19 protein-coding genes are annotated in these 23,801 nt (G+C 58.2%); 11 read left to right on the plus strand and 8 right to left on the minus strand.

Going from position 1 to position 23,801, the window contains the following annotated elements; translation table 11 throughout:
- Nucleotides 1–9: 9 nt before the first annotated feature.
- A complete protein-coding gene (locus ACA064_RS13945; RefSeq protein WP_497673870.1) occupies nt 10–942 on the minus strand; it encodes a LysR family transcriptional regulator in 933 nt (310 codons plus the stop codon).
- An 85-nt stretch (nt 943–1,027) separates the two neighbouring features.
- On the opposite strand from ACA064_RS13945, the gene ACA064_RS13950 reads away from it, so the two are divergent.
- Complete coding sequence (locus ACA064_RS13950) at nt 1,028–1,954, plus strand: carbon-nitrogen hydrolase family protein (RefSeq protein ID WP_497673871.1); 927 nt, start codon at nt 1,028–1,030, stop codon at nt 1,952–1,954.
- Nucleotides 1,955–2,045: 91 nt separating this feature from the next.
- Here ACA064_RS13950 and ACA064_RS13955 read toward each other — a convergent pair whose 3' ends face one another.
- The 3 genes from ACA064_RS13955 to ACA064_RS13965 form a co-directional block, all read right to left on the minus strand.
- A complete protein-coding gene (locus ACA064_RS13955; RefSeq protein WP_497673872.1) occupies nt 2,046–2,636 on the minus strand; it encodes a GNAT family N-acetyltransferase in 591 nt (196 codons plus the stop codon).
- Between the two features lie 82 nt (nt 2,637–2,718).
- The gene (locus tag ACA064_RS13960; protein WP_497673873.1) at nt 2,719–3,192 is read right to left on the minus strand and encodes an LEA/WHy family protein; all 474 of its coding nucleotides are present in this window, start codon (nt 3,190–3,192) and stop codon (nt 2,719–2,721) included.
- A gap of 47 nt (nt 3,193–3,239) precedes the next feature.
- A complete protein-coding gene (locus ACA064_RS13965) occupies nt 3,240–4,139 on the minus strand; it encodes a LysR family transcriptional regulator (protein WP_497673874.1) in 900 nt (299 codons plus the stop codon).
- Nucleotides 4,140–4,240: 101 nt separating this feature from the next.
- On the opposite strand from ACA064_RS13965, the gene ACA064_RS13970 reads away from it, so the two are divergent.
- Nucleotides 4,241–5,332 carry a polyamine ABC transporter substrate-binding protein gene (locus ACA064_RS13970; protein WP_497673875.1) on the plus strand — a complete coding sequence of 364 codons (1,092 nt, stop codon included), beginning with the start codon at nt 4,241–4,243 and terminating at the stop codon, nt 5,330–5,332.
- A 21-nt stretch (nt 5,333–5,353) separates the two neighbouring features.
- A complete protein-coding gene (gene speB / locus ACA064_RS13975; RefSeq protein ID WP_497673876.1) occupies nt 5,354–6,313 on the plus strand; it encodes an agmatinase in 960 nt (319 codons plus the stop codon).
- Between the two features lie 121 nt (nt 6,314–6,434).
- Here speB and ACA064_RS13980 read toward each other — a convergent pair whose 3' ends face one another.
- Nucleotides 6,435–7,487: an aldo/keto reductase gene (locus ACA064_RS13980; protein WP_497673877.1), complete on the minus strand. Its 1,053-nt coding sequence runs from the start codon at nt 7,485–7,487 to the stop codon at nt 6,435–6,437.
- 197 nt (nt 7,488–7,684) lie between these two features.
- Here ACA064_RS13980 and ACA064_RS13985 point away from each other — a divergent pair, with 197 nt between their 5' ends.
- From ACA064_RS13985 to ACA064_RS14005, 5 genes are all read left to right on the plus strand, one after another.
- On the plus strand, nt 7,685–8,401 hold the full coding sequence (locus ACA064_RS13985; protein ID WP_497673878.1) for a helix-turn-helix transcriptional regulator: 717 nt from the start codon (nt 7,685–7,687) through the stop codon (nt 8,399–8,401).
- A 54-nt stretch (nt 8,402–8,455) separates the two neighbouring features.
- Nucleotides 8,456–8,797 carry a nuclear transport factor 2 family protein gene (locus tag ACA064_RS13990; protein ID WP_150803481.1) on the plus strand — a complete coding sequence of 114 codons (342 nt, stop codon included), beginning with the start codon at nt 8,456–8,458 and terminating at the stop codon, nt 8,795–8,797.
- A 107-nt stretch (nt 8,798–8,904) separates the two neighbouring features.
- The gene (zapE, locus tag ACA064_RS13995; protein WP_497673879.1) at nt 8,905–10,017 is read left to right on the plus strand and encodes a cell division protein ZapE; all 1,113 of its coding nucleotides are present in this window, start codon (nt 8,905–8,907) and stop codon (nt 10,015–10,017) included.
- Nucleotides 10,018–10,035: 18 nt separating this feature from the next.
- Nucleotides 10,036–10,623 (plus strand): DinB family protein, encoded by a 588-nt coding sequence (locus tag ACA064_RS14000; protein WP_497673880.1) that lies wholly within the window; start codon nt 10,036–10,038, stop codon nt 10,621–10,623.
- 151 nt (nt 10,624–10,774) lie between these two features.
- Complete coding sequence (locus ACA064_RS14005) at nt 10,775–11,266, plus strand: GNAT family N-acetyltransferase (RefSeq protein ID WP_497673881.1); 492 nt, start codon at nt 10,775–10,777, stop codon at nt 11,264–11,266.
- A gap of 179 nt (nt 11,267–11,445) precedes the next feature.
- Here the strand turns inward: ACA064_RS14005 and ACA064_RS14010 are convergent, their stop codons facing one another.
- Both ACA064_RS14010 and ACA064_RS14015 read right to left on the minus strand, forming a co-directional pair.
- Entirely contained in the window at nt 11,446–13,692 is a 2,247-nt protein-coding gene (locus ACA064_RS14010; protein ID WP_497673882.1) for a TonB-dependent siderophore receptor, read from the minus strand.
- A 338-nt stretch (nt 13,693–14,030) separates the two neighbouring features.
- A complete protein-coding gene (locus tag ACA064_RS14015) occupies nt 14,031–15,776 on the minus strand; it encodes a phosphoethanolamine transferase CptA (protein WP_497673883.1) in 1,746 nt (581 codons plus the stop codon).
- A 252-nt stretch (nt 15,777–16,028) separates the two neighbouring features.
- On the opposite strand from ACA064_RS14015, the gene ACA064_RS14020 reads away from it, so the two are divergent.
- From ACA064_RS14020 to ACA064_RS14030, 3 genes are all read left to right on the plus strand, one after another.
- Nucleotides 16,029–17,453 carry a hypothetical protein gene (locus ACA064_RS14020; RefSeq protein WP_497673884.1) on the plus strand — a complete coding sequence of 475 codons (1,425 nt, stop codon included), beginning with the start codon at nt 16,029–16,031 and terminating at the stop codon, nt 17,451–17,453.
- 3 nt (nt 17,454–17,456) lie between these two features.
- Nucleotides 17,457–18,407, plus strand: coding sequence for a hypothetical protein (locus ACA064_RS14025; RefSeq protein WP_497673885.1), 951 nt, complete (start codon nt 17,457–17,459; stop codon nt 18,405–18,407).
- A gap of 186 nt (nt 18,408–18,593) precedes the next feature.
- Complete coding sequence (locus ACA064_RS14030) at nt 18,594–23,555, plus strand: dermonecrotic toxin domain-containing protein (RefSeq protein WP_497673886.1); 4,962 nt, start codon at nt 18,594–18,596, stop codon at nt 23,553–23,555.
- Nucleotides 23,556–23,594: 39 nt separating this feature from the next.
- Here ACA064_RS14030 and ACA064_RS14035 read toward each other — a convergent pair whose 3' ends face one another.
- Nucleotides 23,595–23,780 carry a DUF6026 family protein gene (locus ACA064_RS14035; protein ID WP_497673887.1) on the minus strand — a complete coding sequence of 62 codons (186 nt, stop codon included), beginning with the start codon at nt 23,778–23,780 and terminating at the stop codon, nt 23,595–23,597.
- Nucleotides 23,781–23,801 lie beyond the last annotated feature (21 nt).

Raw genomic sequence — 23,801 nt, forward strand, 5'->3', positions numbered from 1 at the left:
GGGCTAAGATCAAAAGATCGCAGCCTGCGGCAGCTCCGCAAAGCTCGCCACTATGGCTTCGCGCACCTTCAATACCACTGGATCGAGCTGAGTGCCGGTGCGCCAGCCCAGTTCGATCGGATAGCGCGGCAGCGCCAACGGGCAGGGCAGCAACGTCAGTCCGGTGAGTGTGGCAATGCTGCGGGCCGCATGGGCCGGGATAGTCGCCACAGCCTGACTGCCCTTGAGCAGATAAGGCAATGCCGCGAAGTGGGTGGTCGAGGCGCAGACCTGTCGGCTCAGTCCCAGCCCGGCCAGCCCTTCGTCGGTAATCCCGATAAACCCTCCTGACGACACCAATATATGTTCGCGCCTGACGAACTCGTCGAGGCTGATTGCATGCTGGCCGTCCGCCAGGCTGCGTGGATCCACCAGGCACAGATAATCGCCTTCGCCAAGCACCTGGCGGCTGAGCATGCGCTCGGCAAAACCACCGGCGGTGATTGCCAGGTCGATACTGCGCTCCATCAAGGCCTGGGCAACAATCTGGCTGTGGGTTTGCCGAAAGATCAGGCGCAGTTTCGGCGCACGCTGGGAGACCTCCTCGATCATCCTGCGACCGTAGGCAATCTCGAAGTCATCCGATAAACCGACGGTGACCGAACGGCCCTCGTAGTGACTGGCAGCCGGATCGACCATCGCCAGGCTTTGCCGACATTTGTTCAGGGCTTCACTGACCACCGGTTTCAGCTGGTTGGCCCGCAACGTCGGTGCCAGCCCGCGACCCGTGCGCACGAACAGTTGATCGCCATATAAATCCCGCAGCCGCCGCAACGCCGCACTCATGGCCGATTGTGTCACCCCCAGACGCAGTGCCGCGCGGCTGGCGCTGGACTCGTCATGCAGCGCCTCGAAGGCCTTGAGCAAGTTGAGGTCGACGTTAGCGATATTCATTTGGCTCATATCATTCAGCAGTGAAGTGGTCTTTATTAATGATCGGGCGCGGCCGGAGAATGAGCAACCCCTCATTGCTCATGGAGTTACCGCGATGCCCAAGTCCATCGTTGCTGCACTGCAAATCGGTTCTCTGCCCGGCGGCAAAGGCGAGACCCTGGAACAGATCCTTTCCTATGAAGGCGCCATCCTTGAATCTGCCGCGAGCCTGGTGGTGATGCCGGAAGCCTTGCTGGGTGGCTACCCCAAAGGCGAAGGATTCGGCACGCAACTGGGGTATCGCTTGCCGGAAGGCCGGGAAGCCTTTGCCCGCTATTTCGCCAACGCCATCGATGTTCCCGGCGTTGAAACCGAAGCCTTGGCGGGATTGTCGGCACGTACCGGCGCCAGTCTGGTGCTGGGGGTGATCGAACGATCCGGCAGCACGCTGTATTGCACGGTGCTGTATTTCGAGCCACAGGGCGGGCTGGTGGCCAAACACCGCAAGCTGATGCCCACCGGCACTGAACGACTGATCTGGGGCAAGGGCGACGGTTCGACCTTGCCGGTTGTCGAAAGCAAGGTTGGTCGAATCGGTGGCGCGGTGTGTTGGGAAAACATGATGCCGCTGCTGCGCACTGCGATGTATGCCAAGGGCGTGGAGGTCTGGTGTGCGCCGACGGTGGATGAGCGGGAAATGTGGCAGGTCAGCATGCGCCATATCGCCCACGAAGGGCGTTGCTTCGTGGTCAGCGCCTGCCAGGTCCAGGACTCACCGCAAGCCCTGGGCCTGGACATCGCCAACTGGCCGACCGAGCGCCGGCTGATTGCCGGCGGCAGCGTGATCGTCAGCCCCATGGGCGATATTCTTGCCGGGCCGCTGGTGGGCGGTGCCGGTCTGCTGACTGCCGAGATCGATACGGACCAACTGGTCCGCGCCCGCTACGACTTCGACGTGACAGGACACTACGCGCGCCCGGATGTGTTCGAGTTGAGCGTGGATGAACGGGCCATGCCGGGGGTTCGGTTTATTCAGGATTGAGACCAGTGTTTGCTTCCATAGAAATGCTGCGCAGACTCGATCGCCAAGATCGCAGCCTGCGGCAGCTCCTACAGGAATTGCATACACCAGTTCATTTGCGGGTGTACAGGGTCTGCGTAGGAGCTGCCGAAGGCTGCGATCTTTTTTGGCGCCATTGCTCACGACTGATTTCCCAGATATCGCACGGCAGGCGCCCGCTGACAAAGTCGCGCTCTTCGGTGCGGATCAGGCGCATGCCGTCGCGCTCCGAGATGCGTCGCGAGGCCAGATTCGGTGCGGCCTTGGGCACTCGCATCAGGGGGCGGCCCAGGGTTTCGAACCAATAGTCGGTCACGGCCGCACTGGCTTCGCCCATCAGCCCCTGACCCTGCCATTTCGGAGCCAGCCAGAAGCCACGGTTGTTGTCCTGTTCATCCATCAGGCTGACATTGCCAATCAGTTGCCCGGGCGCTGATTTCAAGCGAATCGACCAATGCCACTCTTCGCCCCGGGCTATGGCCGGCAGGGCAATGTCGCGCAAATAGGTCAGCGCGCCGTCCGCCGGATAAGGCCATGGCACCAGGGCGTTGAGATAACGCACCACCTCCCAATGGGGAAAGTGCTGCTGAATCGCCTCGGCATCGGCCAGTTCCAGCGGGCGCAGGATCAGGCGTTCGGTGTACAGAGTGGGTGGGGATTCCATGTCGATGCTTCCTCCTGGGATGTAACAAAAATCTATGGACAGCGATCCATTGTGGCGCGGGAGCAAGCTCCCTCGCCACAGGTTACCAGGTCCCGGTGATCGAGCCAGGCAGGCTGAGATTGCCATGATCGACGAAGCGCATGGTACCGAACAGCCCACCCGCCAGTTTGCCGCGCAGCACGTAGGGCAGGTTGTCGAGGCTTTGGGTCTGGCTCAGGCCGAGGGTCTGGCGCAACACGGAAAACGCCGAGACGCTCACCGGCACCGTCAGGATCGTTTCGGAGAAACGCGGGATGGAACCTTGTTGATCGCTCACGCCAGTGGCCAGCGGCTGCCCGTTGACTTCAAGATTCAACGCCACTCCGTTGTAGTCGATCGGCGTTTCATTGGGATTTTGCAGGCGAATCTTCACCGCGAAGCGCACCTCCAGATCCTGACTTTGCAGCGGTTCGATACCCACCACATTGATGTTCAGCGGATCCCGATTGGGGAACAGAGCGCAGGCGCTCAAGCTGAGCAAGAGCAGGGCGAGGGAAAAACCGATGAATCTGCGCATGGACATGTTCTCTGGTTGATCTGGTCACTGTAGCGCGCTTGCACACGCTAGTTCAGGGAAAACGCGGTCAGCAGATCCTCCTCGAATGCCCGCTGCGCATCCCCCGGCACCTGGGCCCGATGCCGGGCCAGGTGAAAGGCTACTTCAAAGCTCAGGTCCGGCCGAGGTACTGCTCTGAGCAAGCCTTTGTCCTCCCAGGAGCGGGCGAAGTGGCTGGGCAGGTAACCGACATGTTTGCCGGAGAGGATGAAAGCGAGGGTACCTTCGACCTGTTCCGAACGGGCCGAGCAGAGTTTGCCCTGGAAGGGTTCGTCGCTGCGCAGGAAGCGATAGGGGTGGTCGACCCGGTCGGTGCTGTGCAACGCGTCATCGTCAGGCGCGTCGTTGGTGAACAGCGGATGACCTTTTGCGCAGTACAGATGCTGGGTTTCAGTGAACAGCTGGCGGTAGTCGAAGGCGCTCTGGGCCTGTGAGAAATAGCCGATCGCCAGGTCCAGCCGCTGCTGCAGCAATAGCCGTTCCATTTCCCCGGGCATGGCGCTGACCAGTTCGATGCGCACCGACTCATCCCGTTGGCGAAAGCGCCGGATCGCCTCGGCGACCCGTTGCAGGACCAATTGATCAAGGGCTTCGGACAAGCCCAGGCGCACCTCGCCGAGCAATCGACCGGCCATGCCGTTGGACTGATGGCGGAACGCTTCAATGGAGTCGAACAACCCGCGAGTCGCACTGAGCAGCTGTTCGCCTTTAGGGGTGAGCTTGAAACCGCCTTTGCCGCGACTGCACAGCCGATAACCGAGTCGGGTTTCGAGCTTGGCCATTTGCTGGCTGATGCTCGACTGACTCAGGCCCAGTTCGCCTTGTGCGGCACTGAAACCGCCGCACTCGACAACGCTGACAAACAAGCGGAGCAGCTGCAGGTCCAGATCGTGAAATTGACCGAGCATCAAACATTACTCATGGGTAAAGTCAGGATAATAATCTTAATATTTTTGCAATGTAAAACCCGGCGCATGCTGCAGGCACTCACTCCCGGCAGGTGCTCGTCATGGGTTCTCTTCTCAAGTTTTGTTGTCCAGCGCTGGTGTTGTTCATGGCTCTCCCGGCCGTGGCCGAAGACAAAATACTCAATCTCTACAGTTGGGCCGATTACGTGGCGCCCGAGGCGTTGCAGCGTTTCGAACAGGAAACCGGCATCCATGTGCGTTATGACACCTTCGATACCCCGGAGGTCCTGGAAACCAAGCTGCTTACTGGTGGCAGCGGTTATGACGTGGTGGTGCCATCGTCCAGCGTACTGGCCCGTGGTCTGGTCGCCGGCGCCCTGAAGGAAATCCCCCGCGAAAGCCTCAAAGGCTACGCCAACCTCGATCCGGACATGCTGGAAAAGCTCTCCGCGGTCGATCCCGGCAACCGCTATGGCGTGCCCTATACCTGGGGAACGCTGGGCCTGGGGATGAATGTCGAAGCGGTACAGCAGCGCTTGCCAGGAGTACCCCTGAATAGCCTCGACCTGCTGTTCAAGCCCGAATACGCCAGCAAATTGAAAGACTGTGGCATCGCCATTCTCGATTCGCCTCAGGAAGTGATCGGTCTGGCGCTGCATTACCTCGGTAAAGATCCCTACAGCACCGACAAGAAGGATCTGGCTGCCGCCGAAGCCCTGCTGCATCAGTTGCAACCTTCGGTGCTGTACGTCGCCACCGGTCGGCAGATCAGCGATCTGGCCAACGGCAGTGTGTGCCTGGCGCTGACCTACAACGGTGACGCCGCCGTGGCCGCCGATCAGGCACACAAGGCCAATAAACCCTTTGAAGTGACCTACCGGATTCCCAAGGAAGGCACGCTGGTCTGGCAGGACAATCTGGCGATCCCCAAGGACGCCCCGCACCCGGAAGCGGCCCGGGCCTTTATCGAATTCATGCTGCGCCCCGAATCGGTGTCCGGGCTGACCAATACGCTGTTCTTCGCCAGCGCCAATCTGGCCGCGATCCCCCTGATAGATGCCGCCGTGCGTGACGACGCCGACATCTTTCCGCCCGCCGAGGTGCGTGAGCGCCTATACGCCGACCGCAGCATGAGCCTCAAGGACATGCGGCAGCGCACCCGCGTCTGGACCACTTTCCGTAGCCGCCAATAATCCAGTAATAAGGACCTCTCCATGGAAATCGCCAATCAGAACGACCAGGCCATGACCCGCGACAGCCTCTACGGGACTGCCGCCGAAAGCACCTACGCCGGCATTACCAGTTTCATGCGCCGTCGTTACAGCCGCGACTTGCGCGGAGTCGATGTGGTGGTCAGCGGTGTACCGTTCGACACCGCCACCAGTAACCGCCCGGGGGCGCGTTTCGGGCCAAGGGGGATTCGCAGTGCCTCGACCGGAATTGCCTGGGAACGGCATTGGCCCTGGACCTTCGATCCGTTCGATCATCTGGCGGTGATTGATTACGGTGATTGCAGTTTCGATTCCGGCACGCCGCAGTCAGTGCCGGACAGCATCGAGGCGCATGCCGAGAAAATCCTCGCGGCGGGTTGCGCGATGCTGACCTTCGGCGGCGATCACTTCATCAGCTACCCGCTGCTCAAGGCTCATGCCCGGCAGCACGGCGCGTTGTCGCTGATCCACTTCGACGCCCACAGCGACACCTGGCCTGATGAAGAGGGTAAACGCATCGACCACGGCACCATGTTCTGGCATGCGGCCAAAGAAGGACTGGTGGACCCGTCGCGTTCGGTGCAGATCGGTTTGCGCACCACCAATGACGACCATCAGGGTTTCCAGGTGCTGGATGCGCGACAGGTGCATCGACGCGGCTGCGACGCGATCATCGAAGCGATCCGCGCGCGGGTCGGCGATAACCCGGTGTACCTGACATTCGACATCGACTGTCTCGACCCGGCATTCGCTCCCGGCACTGGCACGCCGGTGTGTGGCGGTCTCAGTACGGTGCAGGCGCTGGAGATTCTCGGCGGCTTGCGCGGGATCAACCTGGTCGGCATGGATGTGGTGGAAGTCGCCCCGGCCTATGACAGCGCGGACATCACCTCACTGGCGGCCGCGACCCTGGCGATGGAAATGCTGTGTTTGTATGCGGCGCGGCATAAGGTGGATCGGTAGGGCTGCCCCCTGTAGGAGCGAGCTTGCTCGCGATGGACGTTAACGATTACGCGTATTTTCTGAATAAACGCGTCGCCGTTGAGACCATCGCGAGCAAGCTCGCTCCTACACTGCGAAGCTTTTAAACCACTGGAATCACCGGCAGATCCAACACCTCTGTACCGCTGTAGCGCCCGATTGATCCAGCGATTGTTTCATGGGGCACACCCATCGCCACTTCACTGCCTCCATCCAGACGAGCCAATTGTTCCGCGCTCAACTGCACCTCCAACGCCCCCAGCGTCGCATCGAGTTGCTCGCGGGTGCGTGAACCGAGAATCGGAATCAGCGCGGTGGTCGAGCGTTTGGCTTTTTCGCGCAACCAGGCAATGGCGACGTGGGTCGGGCTGGCGGCCAGTTCGGCGGCTACTGCCAGCAAGGAGTCGAGCAGGGCGGTTTCCCGGGCACCTTTTTCCGCGTGAACCAGCATGCCCAGTTTGCTCGCGCGGGTGTCATCGCTGCTGGTGCGGTATTTGCCGGTGAGGAAACCGCCAGCCAATGGCGACCACAGCGTCGCGGCCAGCCCCAGGGCTTCGGCCATGGGCAGCAATTCGCGCTCGGCGCTGCGTTCGGCCAGGCTGTACTCCACCTGGATCGCAGTAATCGGCGCAAAGCCGCGTACTTCGGCGAGCAATTCTCCTCGGGCGATGCGCCAGGCCGGGAAATTGGACAGCCCGGCGTAGTGGATCTTGCCGGCACGCACCAAATCATCGAACCCGCGAAGGATTTCTTCCATTGGCGTCACGCCGTCACTGATATGGGCCCAGAACAGATCGATGTGATCGGTCTTCAGCCGCTTCAAGCTTTCCTCGACCGAACGGATCATGTTTTTGCGGTTGTTGCCGGTGTGGGAAATGCCGGCGGCAGGCGTGGTACCCATGGTGTATTTGGTGGCGATCACCAAATTGTCGCGTTCGGCGGCAATGAACTCACTGAGCATGGTTTCCGATTGTCCGGCTTGATAACCATTGGCGGTGTCAATAAAGTTGCCACCGGCTTGCAGATAACCATCGAAGATTCGTTTCGCTTCATCCCGTTCGGCGCCATGCCCCCAGCCAGTGCCGAAATTGCCGGCGCCCAGGGCCAGTTCCGAAACGCGCAAGCCGGTGCGACGACCAAAGACCTTGTAATGCATGGGATAACTCCTAAAAAAACTGGGGGAGGAATAAATTTCAATCAACATTTATTTAATATTATGCTAGTAATATTTGCTGTCAAGACGCTTTTCGGTTCACTGCCCAATGGTCGATCGGCGCTCGGTTCACTGCTGACAGTTTCTGACAGCAGGCTCTGCTAATCTCCCTCGACCTTTAAAACAAGAGCGTGAGCGACGTGTCGCGTACCAGCCGTTTATTAACCTTGCTCCAGGTCCTGCGCGGCAAGAGTCGCCCTGTGACGGCCGCGGTGCTGGCCAGCGAGCTGGAGATTTCCGAGCGCACGCTGTATCGCGACATAGCCGAGCTGACTGCGCTCGGAGCGCCGATCTATGGTGAGGCGGGCATAGGTTATGTCCTGCGCAGCGGTTTGTTTCTGCCACCGCTGATGCTCAATGCCGATGAGACAGAGGCCATAGTGCTGGGCTTGCGCTATGTCGATCAGCGCGGTGACGAGGTGCTGAGCAAGGCCGCCGCTGATGCCCTGGCGAAGATCGCCGCGGTGCTGGCACCGGCGGCACAGGATGCTCTGCGTAACCCGACGGTACTGCCCGGACCACCGGGCTATGGTTACCCGCAGAATGCCGTGGAGTTGAATGTGTTTCGCCAGGCCATTCGCAGCCAGGCCAAGCTGCACATCGATTACGCCGACGTGAATAAAGTGCCCAGCCAGCGGCTGATCTGGCCGTTGGCGTTGGGCTTTTTCAACGAGGCGCGGGTGATCGTTGCCTGGTGCGAGCTGCGCGGGGCGTATCGGACTTTCCGCACCGACCGGATTGCTGCCGCCAGCGAACAGGGCGAACGCTACCCGGGGCGGCGCAGCGACTTGTTGCGGGCCTGGCGCAAACTGATGCAACTGGATGAAGCCGGACGTTTCACTCCTGACAAGAATTGACACCCGGCTGTTTTAGCATGGCTCCAGAATCAACAAACAAGGAGCCGTATCAAGATGTCGAATCCAGCCACTTCACTCACACCGTCCATTGCCGCTTACATCGCCGCGACCAATGCCCGTGACAGCTCGGCGGTCGCCAGTTTCTTCGCCGAGGATGCCAACGTTTTCGATGAGGGCGAACATCGGGTAGGCACCCAGGCCATCGCCCAGTGGATGGAGGATGCCGCCCGACGTTACCAGCCGCGGGTCGAAGTCCTTGATGTGCAACAACGTACCGGCAAGGTGCTGGTCAAGAACCTGATCTGCGGCACCTTTCCCGGCAGCCCGCTGGAGTTGCGCTACGTGTTCCGGCTCGATGAGCAAGGCAAGATCGCCCGGCTGGATATTTCGTTGTAGGCACAAGGGGCCGGACGCGCGCGTAGCAGCTGCCAAACGCAGGCTTCGCCAGCTGCTACGAGGGACATGGCATACTGGTCGGCTTCAGTCCCGACCAGTCTGCCTGTATGACCTTCGATTCCCCCCTCAGCGCCTACCAACATGCCATCGAACAACAGGGTTTTGTCCAGGATGCTGCGCAATGGCGGGTGGTGCAGGCACTTGAGCAATGTCATAAAGCCTTGCACCAGAGCCAGACGACAGTCACCGGTGTTTACCTGTGGGGCCCGGTCGGGCGGGGCAAGACCTGGTTGATGGACCAGTTCTACCAAAGTCTGCGCATCCCGGCCCGCCGTCAGCACTTTCACCATTTCATGGGCTGGGTACATCAGCGCTCGTTCCAGCTGACCGGCACTGCCGACCCCTTGCAGGCGCTGGCCCGTGAGCTCAGCGCACAGGTTCGGGTGTTGTGTTTCGATGAACTGTTCGTCAATGACATCGGCGATGCGATTATTCTCGGGCGGCTGTTCCAGGTGATGTTCGAGGAGGGGGTGGTCATCGTGTCCACTTCCAATCAGCCGCCGGAACAGCTGTATGCCGATGGCTTCAACCGCGATCGATTTCTACCGGCGATTGCCGCAATCAACAATCATATGCAGATATTGGCGGTGGATGGCGCAGAGGACCATCGTTTGCATCCGGGGGTCGGGGTCCAGCGTTATTGGCTCAGTACGCATGGCCTCACGAGCGAGGTGTTCAAGGGGCTGACGGTCGGGCAAGCGGTTTCCAGTGAGCAGGTCAGCGTCGGATACCGCTCAGTCACTGCCATGCTGTCCAGCGCAACTGTGCTTTGGTGCCGTTATGCCGACCTGTGTGAACAACCCTTTGCAGCCATGGACTTCATGGCCTTGTGCGACAGGTTCCGCGCTATTGTATTAAGTGAAGTGCCCAATCTCAGCGCCCGAAAACGCCCCGGGCGAATTGCCCGCGGCACCGAAGACGGGGTCGAGCGAGTCGATGCCGGCGACCGGGAGTTGCCGCAATTGTCGGTGCATGACGATAGCGTGCGGCGCTTCATCGCCTTGGTCGATGAGTGTTACGACCGTAAAGTGCCGCTGTACATCGAAGCGCAGGTGCCAATGGAGTCGTTGTACACCGAGGGTTACCTTGCGTTTGCGTTTCGCCGCACCCTCAGTCGTTTGCGGGAAATGCAGTTGCAGCGTTTTGGCGCAGTGCTTTGAATCATAGGAGGTGCCACTGTGGACCAGCCCCTATCCCACCACTTACTGACCATGGCCTACCAGAATGCCTGGGCCAATCACCGCCTGGCCAAGGCCTGCGGGCAGTTGAGTCAGGCCGAGTTTGTTGCACTGCGTGTCAGCTTCTTTCCGAGCATCAAGGCCACCCTCAATCACATCCTGACCTGCGATTGGTTCTATGTGGATGCCCTGGAGCGAGAGTTGCGGGGTGAAGCACCCCATCCCGATTGCAATGTGTTCTTCACCGAAGACGAACCATTCGACACCTGCGCCGAACTCAAGCGCGAACAAAGCCTGGTGGACCGTCGTCTGATCGCCTATTGCGAGCAACTGCAGGACGCGGACCTGAGCCGTGTGGTGACCATCGCCCGCGAACACCCGCAGCACGACAGCCGCTTGCGTATGCTCGCTCATTTGCTCGAACACCAGCTGCATCACCGTGGCCAGGTCCACGCCATGCTCAGCGGGACTTCGGTCAAGCCGCCGCAACTGGACGAGTTTTTCTGCGCCGGTGAAGCGGCGTTGCGCGCCGAAGACTTTGCTGAACTGGGCTGGACTGAAGAGCAGATTTGGAGATGTAGGACATAAACCCCGACTCTGACGGAATAACCCTAAAGACTACGGCAACGTCATACAGGTATTGTCGGAACCCGTCCGGCCGCGATAAGGTCCTCTGACTCTTTCAACCGTCTGGAGACGTGTTGAGAAAGGGCAAATCACTATGCGATCGAGGATGGAAATGGAATCCGCTGAAATTCTGGTACTACAAGCCAGCTATACCAACCCGGTGCATGCCGAGGCGATCGGTCTGGTCCTGAACCACTACGCCGAAGATCCCATGGGGGGTGGCAAGCCATTGTCGGCCGATGTGTTGCAAAACCTGCCCGGCGAACTGGCCAAGCGTGCTCACGCCTTCAGTGTCCTGGCCTTCGTCGGAGGCGAACCGGCCGGGCTGGTGAACTGTTTCGAAGGCTTCTCGACCTTCGCCTGTCGTCCATTGGTCAATGTGCATGACGTGGCGGTGATGAAGAAATTCCGTGGCCTTGGCTTGAGTCAGAAAATGCTGCAAAAAGTCGAGGATATTGCCCGTCAGCGTGGCTGCTGCAAAATCACCCTGGAAGTCCTCGAAGGCAATGAAGTGGCTCAGGCCTCCTACGGTAAATTCGGTTTCACCGCGGGGATGTTCGACCCGGCCCACGGCCGCATGCTGTTTTGGACCAAAGCCTTGTAGGAAGACCAGGCGTACATGAGTGAGCGCACCAGCCTCAATCAACAGCTCCCGGAATCGGCCCATGCTCCAGATAGAGCATGGGCCGTTTTTCTGAGACACGACAACTACCCTGACACCGGGAGCTACCGGCCGGCATGATTGTGTCGTCCATTGCAAGCAAGCTCGCTCCTACATCAGGGCTACAGTTTCCAGTCCAGGCTCAAGGTCACTGTTCGTGGATCGCCCCAGAAGACCCCGTTATAGAAGGCCACATTGTCGTAGTACTTCTCGTCGAACAGGTTGTTGACGTTCAACGAGGCCGACAGGTGTTTGTCGAACTCGTAACGCGACATCAGGCCGACCACGGTGTAGGCCTCCTGACTGACTTTGGTACGCTGGGTGATAAAGTCGCCATTGGCCTCGCGCCCGACGGGGCGGTTGCCCACACCAAACATGTCACTTTGCCAGTTGGCCGAGCCGCCGACACTCAGGGCACGCCAGTTGCCGGGCAGGCGATAGACTGTCGACAGCCGCACCATGTTCAAGGGACTGGTGGTGTTGGTGCGTTGCTTTTCACCATTGACCGAATGGGTGTAGGTGTAACCGGCAGTCAGATTCCAGTCCGGCATAACCTCCCCGGAAACCTCGGCTTCGAAACCCTGAACTTTCTGGCCCTTGCCTCCAGACTTATAGAAGCTCTCACCGGTGGCAGGATCGGGCGGTACCGAATCATCCAGTTCGGCGACGTTGTCCTGCTTGCTCCAGAACACCGCCGTACTCAGGTTCAGGCGCTCGTCCAGCAAGCTGCCCTTCAAACCCAGTTCATAGTTACTGCCCACCACGGGCTCAAGGTATTTCTTGCTTTTGTCACGGCTGGACTGAGGATTGAAGATGTCGGTATAGCCGGCATAGACGGTGTATTCCGGGGTGATGTCGTAAAGCAGGCCGGCATAGGGCGTCCACATATCGTTGTGGCGCTGACTGCTGTGGTCGACGGCAGTCGGTTGGAGGTTATCGTCATAGGTGTAGGTCCTGCTGTCGACGCTCCAGCTGCCATAACGGCTGCCAAGGACCGCATGCAGCTCATCGGTCAGGCTCAGGCGCGTAGCCAGATAACCGGCTTTTTGCCGGGTGCTGTCACGGAATTCATCAAGGCCGGTCACCGTGTCGCGAAACTTGGGAATGCCGCCCATGTGCTTCCAGTCCGGGATGCTGGTGTAGCCGGGCGGGGTTGTTCCTTCAACCAGAAAAGGCGAAGTCTCACGACGTTCGGCCTCACCGTAACCGACCGTCAATTCATGTTCGCGACCCAGCAGGCGATAGGGGCCGGCGAGGTTGAAATCGAACACTGCCATCTTCTGCTGGCCGATCATGTGATTGGTCCAGGCCTGCATGCCGCTACGATCAGCGTTCGGAAAGCCCCCACCGCCGTAGTAGACCTTGCCGTCAGTGTCGCTTTCGCGGTGGGTATAGGCCGCCTTCAAATGCCAGTCATAGGCCAGGCGTTGGTCCAGGGTGGCGAAAGCGGTTTTGTCCTTGAGCGGCCAGGAACTCCAGTGTGCGGCCATGTTGGTCGAGCGCGGCAGATTGGCCTTGGCGCCTGACGAATTCCAGATCGGCAAGGAACCCCAGGACGTGCCGTCGACCTGCTTGTCCTGGTAGTCATAACCCACGGCCAGAACGGTGCTGTCGGTGAGATCGGCTTCGAGGATCCCGTAGCCCACTTCACGTTGCAGTTGGTAGTTGTCGCGAAACGACTTGCTGTCGCGATAAGCCAGTACGCTGCGACCGCGCAACCTTCCGTCGAAGGCCAGCGGGCCGCCGACATCGAGGTAGCTGTAGTAGTTGTCATAGCTGCCGCCACTGACACCGCTTTGCACCGCCCATTGCTGGGTTGGACGCTTGCGCACCATGTTGACGGTGGCCGAAGGGTCGCCGGCGCCGGTGCTCAGGCCGGTGGCCCCGCGTACCACTTCGATGCGGTCGTAGATGATGGTGTCGGCGTCGGACTTCATGCGGCTGAAGGTGTTGAGCATGCCATCGATCTGGAAGTTGTCGATCGAGTAGCCACGGGACGAGTACTCCACACGGTCGGAATCCAGGTGCTGGACCACCACACCGGTGGTCTGGCCCATGACTTCGGACAAGGTATCGAGTTTGAAATCGTCCATCTGCTGGCGGGTAATCACCGAGACCGACTGCGGCGTTTCCTTGATCGACAGGTTCAGGCGAGTCGCGGTGCTCATGGCGCCAGTGGTATAGGATCCGGTGTTCTCGGTGGTGGTGCCCAGCCCTTGGGCAGTGATGCTGGTGGCGCTCAGCTCCAGGGCTGCAGGCGCGGCATCCGGCTCCTGGGTGGCTTCCGTATCAGCGAGCAAATCTGCACTCAGGGCGGCACTGCAAAGACCCAGGGTCAAGGTCATGGAACGGGTGATAGGCGCGAACATCGCAGCCGTCTCCTTATCGTCGTTGAAAAAATCCGTTTGCTCAAAGACGAAAAGGGGGACGGGGATTTAGTCCAAACAGGAATAATTATTATTTCTTTTTTGCTGTATTCGCACATAAAGGTGCACGTACACCTGCAATGTACTGGGTGTCCGCAATCCCCTGTAGGAGCTGCCGCAGGCGCGATCTTTTGATCTATGCGGCGTCCGCAGAAAAGATTGCAGGCTGCACCAGCTCCTACGCCGGCCTCTTTTTGAGTACCCGAAGGACCGTGCAAAGCAGTTGGGTTTAGCTGGAGTAGCAGAGTAGAAGAGGGGGCTGGAGTCAGCCCCCGAAAGGATTACTTGAGTACGACCTCAGGATCGGCGGATGTGCGTTTGGGCTTCATCAAACTGAAGTCGATCAGGGCCCTCTGCTTGCGTTCATAAGGGTTGCCGATCAGCAACGGGCGCTCTTTGAAGTTGTCATTGACCAGGCTTTTGCTCGGGTCCATTTCGTCAAAGCTCAAGCCGGCAAGGTCGGCCCAGGTATGGATCAAGTGCGAACTGCTGTAAGGGCGGGCCAGCTCACCGGTGAAATCCCAGTCGTGGCTTTCGCGCCATTTCGGCGAGGCCCAGGCCATGAACGGAATGGTGTACATCGGCGCCGTCGGTTTGCCCTCGTTGCGCCCCAGCGTGCTGTGGCCAGGGGAGTCGAATACGTCTTCGCCATGGTCGGAGAGGTACATCAAGAAGCCGTTCGGATCGGTCTTCGCGTAGTCCTTGATCAGGCTCGACACTACGAAGTCGTTGTACAGCACGGCGTTGTCATAGCTGTTGTAAGTCGGCAACTGGTCGTCGCGCACGCCGTCCGGGACGCCCTTGCGATCGGTGAATTTGTCGAAGGTCGGCGGGTAACGGTACTGATAGCTCATGTGGGTACCGAGCAGATGCACGATGATGAGCTTGCGTGGTGCGTCGTCGGCCAATGCCTTGGAGAATGGTTCCAGCACATCGCCGTCGTACTGGCGCGCGTTCTGGTTGCGGTTGTTGTTGAGGTAGACCTGCTCGTCGGCCTGCTCGGAGAAGGTGGTGAGCATGGTATTGCGCTTGGTCATGGTCTGCTGGTTGGTGATCCAGTAAGTCTTGTAACCGGCCTGTTTCATCATGCTGACCAGCGACGGGGTCTTGAGGTACAGGTCCGGGTTTTCTTCGTCGGCGAAGGTCAACACCTGCTGCAAGGCTTCGATGGTGTAAGGGCGCGGGGTGATGACGTTATCGAAAACCGCCAACTGGTCCTTGAGCTTGTCCAGTTCCGGGGTGGTTTCCCGAGGGTAGCCATAGAGGCTCATGCGCTGACGGTTGGTCGATTCGCCTATCACCAGCACCAGGGTCGCCGGCTGATTGGCCATGGCGTCCTTGAGGTTGTGCAAAGGCGGGATCTTGCTGACGTTGTCGAGCATGCCTTGCATGTTTTCCAGTTGCTGGGTGTAGCGACGCCAGGCAACGACCATCTGCCACGGCACAGCGGGTTCAACCCGGGTTTCGAATTTCTCGATGGCGCCGGCCAGGGTGTCGTTCTTGATCACCTGCCTGACCAGCGGGTAGCCGATCACGGTGACCAGAATCGCCATGGCCGCGACGAAGGCCTGGCCACGGGGCAGATACACCGGGCGCAAGCGGGTCCAGAGAAAGACCGCCAAGGCGCTGTGGGCAATGAACCCGAGGACGATCCACCAGGCAAAGTATTGGGTTGCGTACTCGCCGGCTTCGGAGATGTTCGACTCGAACATGATGAAGATGACGCTTTGCGAGAACTCTTGCTGATAGATGAAGAAGTAACCCAGGCTCGCCATCGAACAGGCCCACAACATCACGCCGATCAGCGCCGCCAGCAAACGAGTGCGGGCCGGGAACAGCAGCATCGGCGCCAGCCACACGGCACTCATCAAGAAGGCCTGACGGAATCCGGCGAAGCCGGAGGTGCCGGTCAGCAGGATCAGCAGTTGGGTAATGCCGGAAAAATACCAGAAGAACAGAAACAGCCAGCCGAGGCCCGCCCAATCAAAACCTTTCGCAGATACATTGCTGCGTTTAAACATCGCCATTCAGGGCTCCAGCCGATTTATTACTTCAACCGCTGGGGATTTCTACGCGCCAGCGACAAAAACCGCTCGAAAAACGAGCGGTTATAGTGTTCAGGAGTATCGACAAATAAGTGTGAAAAATTCGTCAGTTGTGTGCTGAGTGTGACAGGCGGCGGGGTATTTAATTACCGCACGCTGACCAGCGGAATCGCATTACATCCTGTTGAAGCAGGCCAGGTGGCTTGCTGTTCAACATGACAACAGGATGTTGCAATGACAGACACTCCAGCAACAACGGAAATAGCCTCCGACACCTTGGCACAGGCGGTCTACCAGGAGTTCAAGGACCGACCGATAGTGATATCGTCGGCGTTGAAACAATTCAGCCTGGCACTGAACAATAGATTTCCGGCACTGCAAATCAACGTGCTCACGACCACCGTCAATGCCCCTTATTGGGTCAGTGACGAGCAGGGCACCCGAATCGACGGCTACACGACAACCCCGCTGCTGGAGGTGATGATCCAGAGCATAACCGCCAGGGCGCAGCTGTATTTCACCCCCGAGCACTTTCTGACTGATGTACAGAGCAAGCGCATAGCGGTAGATCTGCGTGAAGTCGAAGATCTTTTGCGCCGACTGCCCCTGGTCATGGTTCCGGCACTGCAGCAAGCCTTGACCGATTACTGGAATGAGCCGGCAGTCGAAGGCGCCAGCCGCTGGCAATGGGTCAGCGATGTACTCAGAACGGCACTATTGGTCAGCATGGGACCCTCGGGCAGCGGCTCCTTCCTGAATCAAGAGCAGACCGACACACTCTTGCAAGTCATCTATTGCCCTACCAAACCGGAGCGCATCACGCATTACGGACAGAACTGCGCCCAAGCCTTTCTCATTGATTACCATGCCCGAAGTGGGCGCAGCTCCCGTGCGACCCTGTCTTATGAGGCATTGGTAACGCGCAAGGTCAATGGTCGCGACGTCGTTATCAGCTTTGAACCTGGCGGTACTCTCCAGGCCTATGACTCGATGCAAGCCTTCGCGGACGCAAAGGCGGACAAATGGTCGCGCAAGCTGGAATTCACTGCATTGGAGCTGCAGCCCTATGAGTCGATCGGCGATGTCTTTGTGACTCAGACCCAGGCACTACTCAATAATCAGCTTGAGGGTCTGAATTCTATCGGACCATTGGCAGGACAGGATCTCAAAGAGCTGGAAGACCGCTTTGCGCGCCTGACGGATCTGGCTCCCTATCTGCTAAAGCTCAACCCCGGTCTTTATGAACAAAGGACTTATGACCAAGTCAGCACCCATTTGCCTGAGTGGACGACGCTTGCGAACGCTGCCCAAACCCAGGAATACAGTCGTTACATGTTTCGGCTGGCTGCTCTTCAGCTAGCGACTAAAGGCAAGGCTTACAAGGACGGGTTAAGGACCCCCGAAGAATTCGCCAGAAAAGCCCTGGAAGATGGGATGTCTGCCTATGGCGAAGTGGTAAACCCGGACCTGATCGAGGTCACCCAATACCGTAATGAAGATGGTGTGCTGGTGATCCTGGGGCCTGGACTGGGACGGCTGACTGCGGACACCAAAAGCCTGACTCATCGAGCATTGAATAACCTCGCCGGACTGCCCTTCCTGGCATCTGAATTCAAGCATAAAGACGGCTCGCCTGTGCCGTCATGGATGAGATCGTGAGCAATGCGTGAACAAGTGTTGGGGGAGGTAGAACCGAACGTACCGCAAGCGCCGACTCCCAAGCCCGGCAGAAAACGCGTCAGAAACACCGCCAGACGTGTTATCGAAACCGAGGACGGGGTCCAGGTGGGGAATGTCCAGCCCGCGGGTCCGAGCGAACCGGACGAGACGGTCGTGGTCCAGAACCCGGACAACAAGCAAGAAACGGTTTATTACCGACATGAAGGGGATAGCGGTGAGTTATATCAAAGAAGACTGATTCAACGTCCCCCTGTACCCGAAAAGCCCGCCCGTGAAATGAGTGTTTTACTGAATGAGGGGCAACGCTTTCTGGATGATCTGGATGAACTCATTCGTTCAGTCAATCAACCTTCCAATCGTGCGCCGGAACCACAAAGTCAGGAAGATTCATTGCTCAGGCAGGTGAAAAAACTTGATGACACTGCTGCTGCAATCAGCAGAAAAACCTCTGATCTTTCTGGCGAAGCGCGGACAACGGCCATTGAGACGGTCGGGAAGCTGCGCACTGCAATTGATAGGTTGACCCAGGAAGGACGAAGGTTGCATGTCGAAGGTGCAAAAAAACTACCGCCTAACGCTGGCAACTTCAAGTACCTGCTGGAGCTCTCACCGAGTGAAATCAGCGTCGGCGAATCGCGGTGGAAAGAAGAGAAGAGCGGCGGATTTTTGCTGGAGTACGATATCTATGGACAATCACCTGCTCCGCGAAGAGGAAGTCAAAAACCTCTGTGGTACGCACATTTTCACTGTTCCGCGAAAAATGTGAATACCATGAACAAGGGCCATTTGAAGCTGGAGCAGCTACGGTTCGCGACCCTTGAAGATCAAGTGCGGAATCCGAATATCGGCCCGGATAAGGCAATTCCGCCGGCTAACATTCAAACTTCATTCGCGCAAAACTACTTCTTCAGGCCGCATCCGCCGACTGTTTGAAGTGTGGGGCGAGCAAACAGTTGCCCTTGTAACAAAGGGCACTGTTGAAGAAATAACCTGGGCGGTAAACAGTTATCGCCCAGCCATGGCGCAATCGGTATTAGATATCGCGCAAGCAGGCGGACTGGCCTGCAACAATCCGCGACTCCGGTTGCGATGGACGATTAAATCAACAGGAAGTTGAAAATGCCCAACGATCAAGCACTACCCGATATAGCAATGCCCTTCGATGCGCTGGCGCAAGCGGTACTTATCAGATTTCACAGTCGGCCGACGTTAACCTCGGTTGCCCGGGATCTGTTCAGCGAGGCGCTGAAGAATGAGTATCCGGCGCTGGATATCGATATCTCCAAGGTCAGCCTGAACACCCCAAACTGGATAACCGACCACGAAGGTCGGCGTATCGACGGTTATCACCGTAAACCCCTGCTGGATGTGGTGACCCAAAATATAATTGGCATGCCACGCTGGGAGGATCCCGAAGAGTGTTACCTGAGTGTTCGCATCAATCATCGGTTATCCGTCGATATGCGTCGGATCCAGGAACTCCTGCAGGTATTGCCGCAAGCCATTATCCCGGCGTTGCAACAGGCATTGGCCAAGTACTGGAGTGAAGCGCTCCTGGACGGCGACACTCGCGGGCGTTGGCTCGGCGAGGTGATCAAGTTCGCCGTGTCGACCCGCGCCACAGCGAACGACGTGTCAGAGCGTCTGAACGGCGATCAGACCGATACGCTGAGGCAAATTATCAACTGCCCGGTCAAGGATGAACGCAACGCGATGTACGGCCAACAGTGTGCACAGGCTTATCTCGTGGACTACAGCCTGCAAACCGGCGATACCCGTGTTGCGTCAGTGTCGGCGCAGGTGCTGGTGACACGCAGGGTCGATAAGGGTGAAATCGTCCTGCTATTTGGCCCGTCGGGGGCCGTCAAGACCTTTGCGTCGCGCAAGGATTTTGCGGACCAGGAACGTTCCAGGCTGGGCAACCGGTTGCTGATTGATGCGGTCGATATGCAGCCTTATGAAATAAAGGGCAATGTCTTCGTCAGCCAGGCTCAGGCGATCCTGAATAACCAGCTTGAGAGCCTGAAAGCCCTGGAACCTTTGGCCGATTGGGATCTGGTGGCATTGGGGAAACGCTATGAACAGGTGACTGATCTGGCCGCATTGATTATCGATCGAACCCCTGGGGGAGATCAGCAAACCCGGTTCCTGGAGGTTCGGGAGACCCTCGAGGATTGGTTGAAGAGCGCCAGCGGTGAAGACGCCGAGCGGTACAGTCGTTATGTGTTCGACCTGGCGATGTATCAGCTGCACAACGGTGGCAAAGCCTACAATCATGATATTCCTTCGGCGCAATCCTTTGCCAACCAGCTCCTGCATCAAGCGTTGGTCGCAGAGGCTGGCCGGCAGGGCACGTCGGTTGAATCGGCGGGCCTTGACCCGGACCGAATCATGGTCTCGCAGTACCGAAGCAACAGGACACCCTTCGAGGTTATCGATGGGGATATTCATACTCAGGATTACTCGATCGAAACATCGAGCCTTACGCAGCGAGCCCTGAAAAATGTCCTCGGGTTGCCCTACATTCTGACCGCGGTCAAATACGAGGATGACTCCCCGGTGCCATCCTGGATGACGCCTGAGTACCTGGGGAGGCTGATCGGCGAGGTGGATATCGGCAAGGTCTACCCCGAGAGGGTCAGGCACGACCTGCTCGATGACCCGTCGCAACGCGCCATGCGCGAGCAGCGCTACGCGCAGCAGTTACGCATTCAATTGCCGATGCAGGCGCTCAAGCTGAAGATCAAGGGTGAGTCCGGATTTTCGCAGCAAGGCTATCGGTATATCGCGGCCCTGATGCATCCGGAGCAGGTCGGGCGGTATGTCGATGGAGAAGAAATCGTGCTAGGCCCACTTTCGTTCGAACCTGAACTTGAGCAGGCGCATTCGGAGGTCGAACACGCTTTCTGGAAGCCTTCGGGTGAAGTGCGCAATATGTTTTTGATCGGCCCCAGGCCCGGAATCCTGAAAGCGCCGATTGTGCTGTACCGTCCATTCTATGAAGAGTCATTGATCGAGTTTCCCTCCCGGGAAGCCTTTATGGACGAGCTGCGCAGTAACACCCCACGAGGCAAGCCGGTCACGCAGCCCGATGGCAGCCAGAAACAATTGTCCTTGCGTGACAGTGTCCTGGACTGGCTCGAACCCGATGCGCGAGCGACCTACGTCAGCAATGGTTTCAATAATCCGGCCGCACGCTACGAGATCGACTTCCTGTTCTTCTTGAAAGGGACGAGTCTGTGGCATCGCAAGACTGGCCATCCATTACTCTCGAAGACCGAGTTTGACGGTGATCCGCTCGCGCATCTCTATGAATGCGACGCGAAAATCGTACTGCGCACGGCGAATGAAAAAACCGTATCGGGGGACGAATTTCGCTGGGAGCGGTTCAATGCGACACGCTTCGCAATTGCCAATGCTGTTCTGCCACTTGCGCAAGGACCTTTTGCGGTGGTCGGCGGGCTGATCGTCCTGGCGCAAAGCGTGAAGGACATTCTCGAAGCCGAAAAGCGCGGCGATCATGTCCCGGCACAGTCGCTGTTGGTTCAGCTACTGGTCAATCTGGGGGCAGTGTTATTGACCCATGGGCTGAACTCATTGGGGTCGAGGCTGATCAGTCGGGTCGATGAGTTGCCCGCAATCCCTGCAAACGTGCCCAGAGCTCGCCCCGGTGTTCGTGGAACCGGTGAGGCGAGTATTTGGCTCGCGGATGCAGCGGATGGCACTCAACTCCTGGAAAAAGCCGAAACGGTCGTGGACTTCTCCACCTCGATATCCGGTGATGCGCAGGCGTTGCTGGAGCGTCTGGTCAAAAACACCCTGCAAGACCAAGGGCCTGTTCAAGGGACGCCGTTGAAAGGCATTCGAGTGGTGGATGGGCGTTGGTTTGCGCGTGTTCCTGCTCGTCTTCGCGGGCAGGGCTGGGCTGAAGTTGTTCCAGCCGGGGGCGAGAATGTGTTCCTTCTGGACAGCCAGGGCAAGCCGATTCCGTGGTTACAGCTAAGCCACAGCGGGAGCGGGCTCTGGGAGGTCGCAGCGGAGTTCCGGGTGCGTGGTGGTGGGCCGAAGAAGGACTCCAGCGCCAGGGTGAGTCTGGCAGAAAAGCTGAAAGAAAAAGAAGCGCTTGTAAAAGTCAGGGATGGGCAAATGCTTGAGTGTGACGCCAAACTGAAGGCAGCGAACAGCAAGTTGCCTGCGGCGCGGTCCTCTCTGGAGGCGGTCACCGAGAGTCGTAAAAAGTTGTCTGGGGCAATTAAGCAACTCAATGTCCAAATCGAGAATGCCACCGTTGAGCAGCGCCCACAGTTGATCAAGCTGTTGAAAACAATCCAGCAACCCCGGATGTTCGCTGCGGATATGGCTGTTGAAAATGCCGCATTGAACGTCGTGCGGCTTCAACGAGAGCGGGTGGCGGTCATGCGCGAAGTCGTGGAGCTCAACAAGCAAGACGCTGCGCTTTACAGCAAGGATATCGTGGTCAACTTGAAGGAAATCGCGAGGACCCAGTATGAGGAGATCGGCCAGAAATTTCGGGCGTTGAATGTGGAGCATCCTGACCCGGGCCTTTCAGGCGGCGAGTTGTTTCCCCCGCCCGATCTGGAGTTAGGCCTCAGCGAGATTCCCTACGAAGCCTTTGTGAAGGAGCAGCGACGAGTACTGGATTCCATGGTGCGCATCATTGAGGCGTTCGAGGAGCTGGAATCGACACTCGATGAGCTGGAAGGATTTTCGGCCTCCAATGGTAAACGGGTGCGTCAACAATACACAACCGAGGAGACGACATCCAAGGGTTGGCGGCTCAGAGAACTGGAATGCCTGAAGCGAGTACTCAGCGGGCGTTCGGCACCGAGCGATACAGGCGTTCAAAGTATCGCCAGGGACGTATTGAAAAAAATCAACGTCAGCGGCGCGGCCAATGCTCAATGGGAAGTGCTGCAGCATGACGGCTATGGGGCTTTCGAGCGAATCGAAGTGCTCGACAGTGCGCTGATGCAATATGACCGCGCCGCATCGATGGGCGGGTTGCTTGAAAGTGCCGAAAATCCACCTGTTCCTCAGGATCTCCTGCAACGTTTCCAGAACCGGCTGGCTGAGCTGAAGACTAGCGCTCAAGAAGCGTTGAGTGTGCAGATTCTCGATGAGGATCTACCCCAAGCCCAGGCATTACCTGAAGCGCTGCCGGTGCCGCACAAGAAACCGGCGGTCAAGCCGGCTAAAAAGCCGAGCAAAAGGGTGTTCAAAAGCCGTAATCAGGAGACGCTGGTTGGCGACTTTTCCGGGCAGCAAGCCGGCGAGCCACAGGAAGTGAGCATGAGCGATCCGATGGGTGGCAAGCCGATCAACTACTACAAACCTGAAGGTCAGGAGGACTGGCAAGTATGGCTCGAGCCGTCAGCCCCGTCCGTGAAACCCGACCTTGGGTTGCTGAACAGATCGACGGCAAAAGGACAGCGACTGCTGGAGGGGGTGGACGCCTTTATCGAATGGGTGAAAAAACCGACCCACAGCGCACCGGAGCCCACAAGCCTGCAAGAAATGCTGGAGAACCAGGCAAGAAAACTGGATGAAACTGCCAGTGAAATCAGCCAGGGTCTGGCGGCACTCAAGGAGCAGGAGCGCAAACCGGCGACCGTCGAGGTGCAGACCCGGTTACGTCAGCAAAGCGCAAGGTTGACTGAGGAGGCGAGGTTGCTGCGTATCAAGGCATCCAGGGAACTGCCTCCGAGTGCCGGGCGTTTTCAGTATCTGTTGCAACAGGGTGAAGTCAGCATTGCAGAACCGCTGTGGACAGACAAAAGCACCGTCAGGGATACGGATTTCCTGCTGGAATACGCCATACTCGACGAGAAAAACATCAACGTAAATGGGCAGAAAGAGGTGTTGTGGTATGCACACTTTCACTGCCCGGCCAAAAGCACCCGTTTCATCAACAAAGGGCACTTGAAGCTAAAGGCCTTGAGGTTCAAGACCTATCAGGACCAACTGAACGAGGCGCGCAACGGTGAGCAGGTCCGGGCCATCAAGGCCGGGGACATCAGCCAGAAATTTGCGGATCAGTATTTCTTCAATACCGTCCATTGACGGTATTGCGGGGTTGATCCGCGGGGGCAGCCTGCGCGATCAATCCCGTGAGCGGACGAGCGTGCGCGGCGCCAGATCTTCGAAACCCAGGGCCTGCAATTGCTGGCGCAGTTGCGCGACTTGGTAGATCAATTGCTCGCGTTCGTCTTTGATTTGGCGCAGTTCATCACGACGAATGGTGACGTAAAGGGTTTGTGCAGGACGTGCGGAAAGTACGGTACCCATTGCTCACCTCGCAAATGGTGT

Source organism: Pseudomonas sp. LBUM1658 (assembly GCF_059716055.1).

Coding starts and splice junctions, on each gene's coding strand:
- ACA064_RS14025 (WP_497673885.1), top strand. CDS start 17,457: ATGCGTGAACAAGTGTTGGGGGAGGTAGAACCGAACGTACCGCAAGCG.
- ACA064_RS13980 (WP_497673877.1), bottom strand. CDS start 7,487: ATGCATTACAAGGTCTTTGGTCGTCGCACCGGCTTGCGCGTTTCGGAA.
- ACA064_RS13960 (WP_497673873.1), bottom strand. CDS start 3,192: ATGCGCAGATTCATCGGTTTTTCCCTCGCCCTGCTCTTGCTCAGCTTG.
- ACA064_RS14010 (WP_497673882.1), bottom strand. CDS start 13,692: ATGTTCGCGCCTATCACCCGTTCCATGACCTTGACCCTGGGTCTTTGC.
- ACA064_RS13950 (WP_497673871.1), top strand. CDS start 1,028: ATGCCCAAGTCCATCGTTGCTGCACTGCAAATCGGTTCTCTGCCCGGC.
- ACA064_RS14030 (WP_497673886.1), top strand. CDS start 18,594: ATGCCCAACGATCAAGCACTACCCGATATAGCAATGCCCTTCGATGCG.
- ACA064_RS14005 (WP_497673881.1), top strand. CDS start 10,775: ATGGAATCCGCTGAAATTCTGGTACTACAAGCCAGCTATACCAACCCG.
- ACA064_RS14015 (WP_497673883.1), bottom strand. CDS start 15,776: ATGGCGATGTTTAAACGCAGCAATGTATCTGCGAAAGGTTTTGATTGG.
- ACA064_RS13970 (WP_497673875.1), top strand. CDS start 4,241: ATGGGTTCTCTTCTCAAGTTTTGTTGTCCAGCGCTGGTGTTGTTCATG.
- zapE (WP_497673879.1), top strand. CDS start 8,905: ATGACCTTCGATTCCCCCCTCAGCGCCTACCAACATGCCATCGAACAA.
- ACA064_RS13945 (WP_497673870.1), bottom strand. CDS start 942: ATGAGCCAAATGAATATCGCTAACGTCGACCTCAACTTGCTCAAGGCC.
- ACA064_RS14020 (WP_497673884.1), top strand. CDS start 16,029: ATGACAGACACTCCAGCAACAACGGAAATAGCCTCCGACACCTTGGCA.
- speB (WP_497673876.1), top strand. CDS start 5,354: ATGGAAATCGCCAATCAGAACGACCAGGCCATGACCCGCGACAGCCTC.
- ACA064_RS13965 (WP_497673874.1), bottom strand. CDS start 4,139: ATGCTCGGTCAATTTCACGATCTGGACCTGCAGCTGCTCCGCTTGTTT.
- ACA064_RS13990 (WP_150803481.1), top strand. CDS start 8,456: ATGTCGAATCCAGCCACTTCACTCACACCGTCCATTGCCGCTTACATC.
- ACA064_RS14035 (WP_497673887.1), bottom strand. CDS start 23,780: ATGGGTACCGTACTTTCCGCACGTCCTGCACAAACCCTTTACGTCACC.
- ACA064_RS13955 (WP_497673872.1), bottom strand. CDS start 2,636: ATGGAATCCCCACCCACTCTGTACACCGAACGCCTGATCCTGCGCCCG.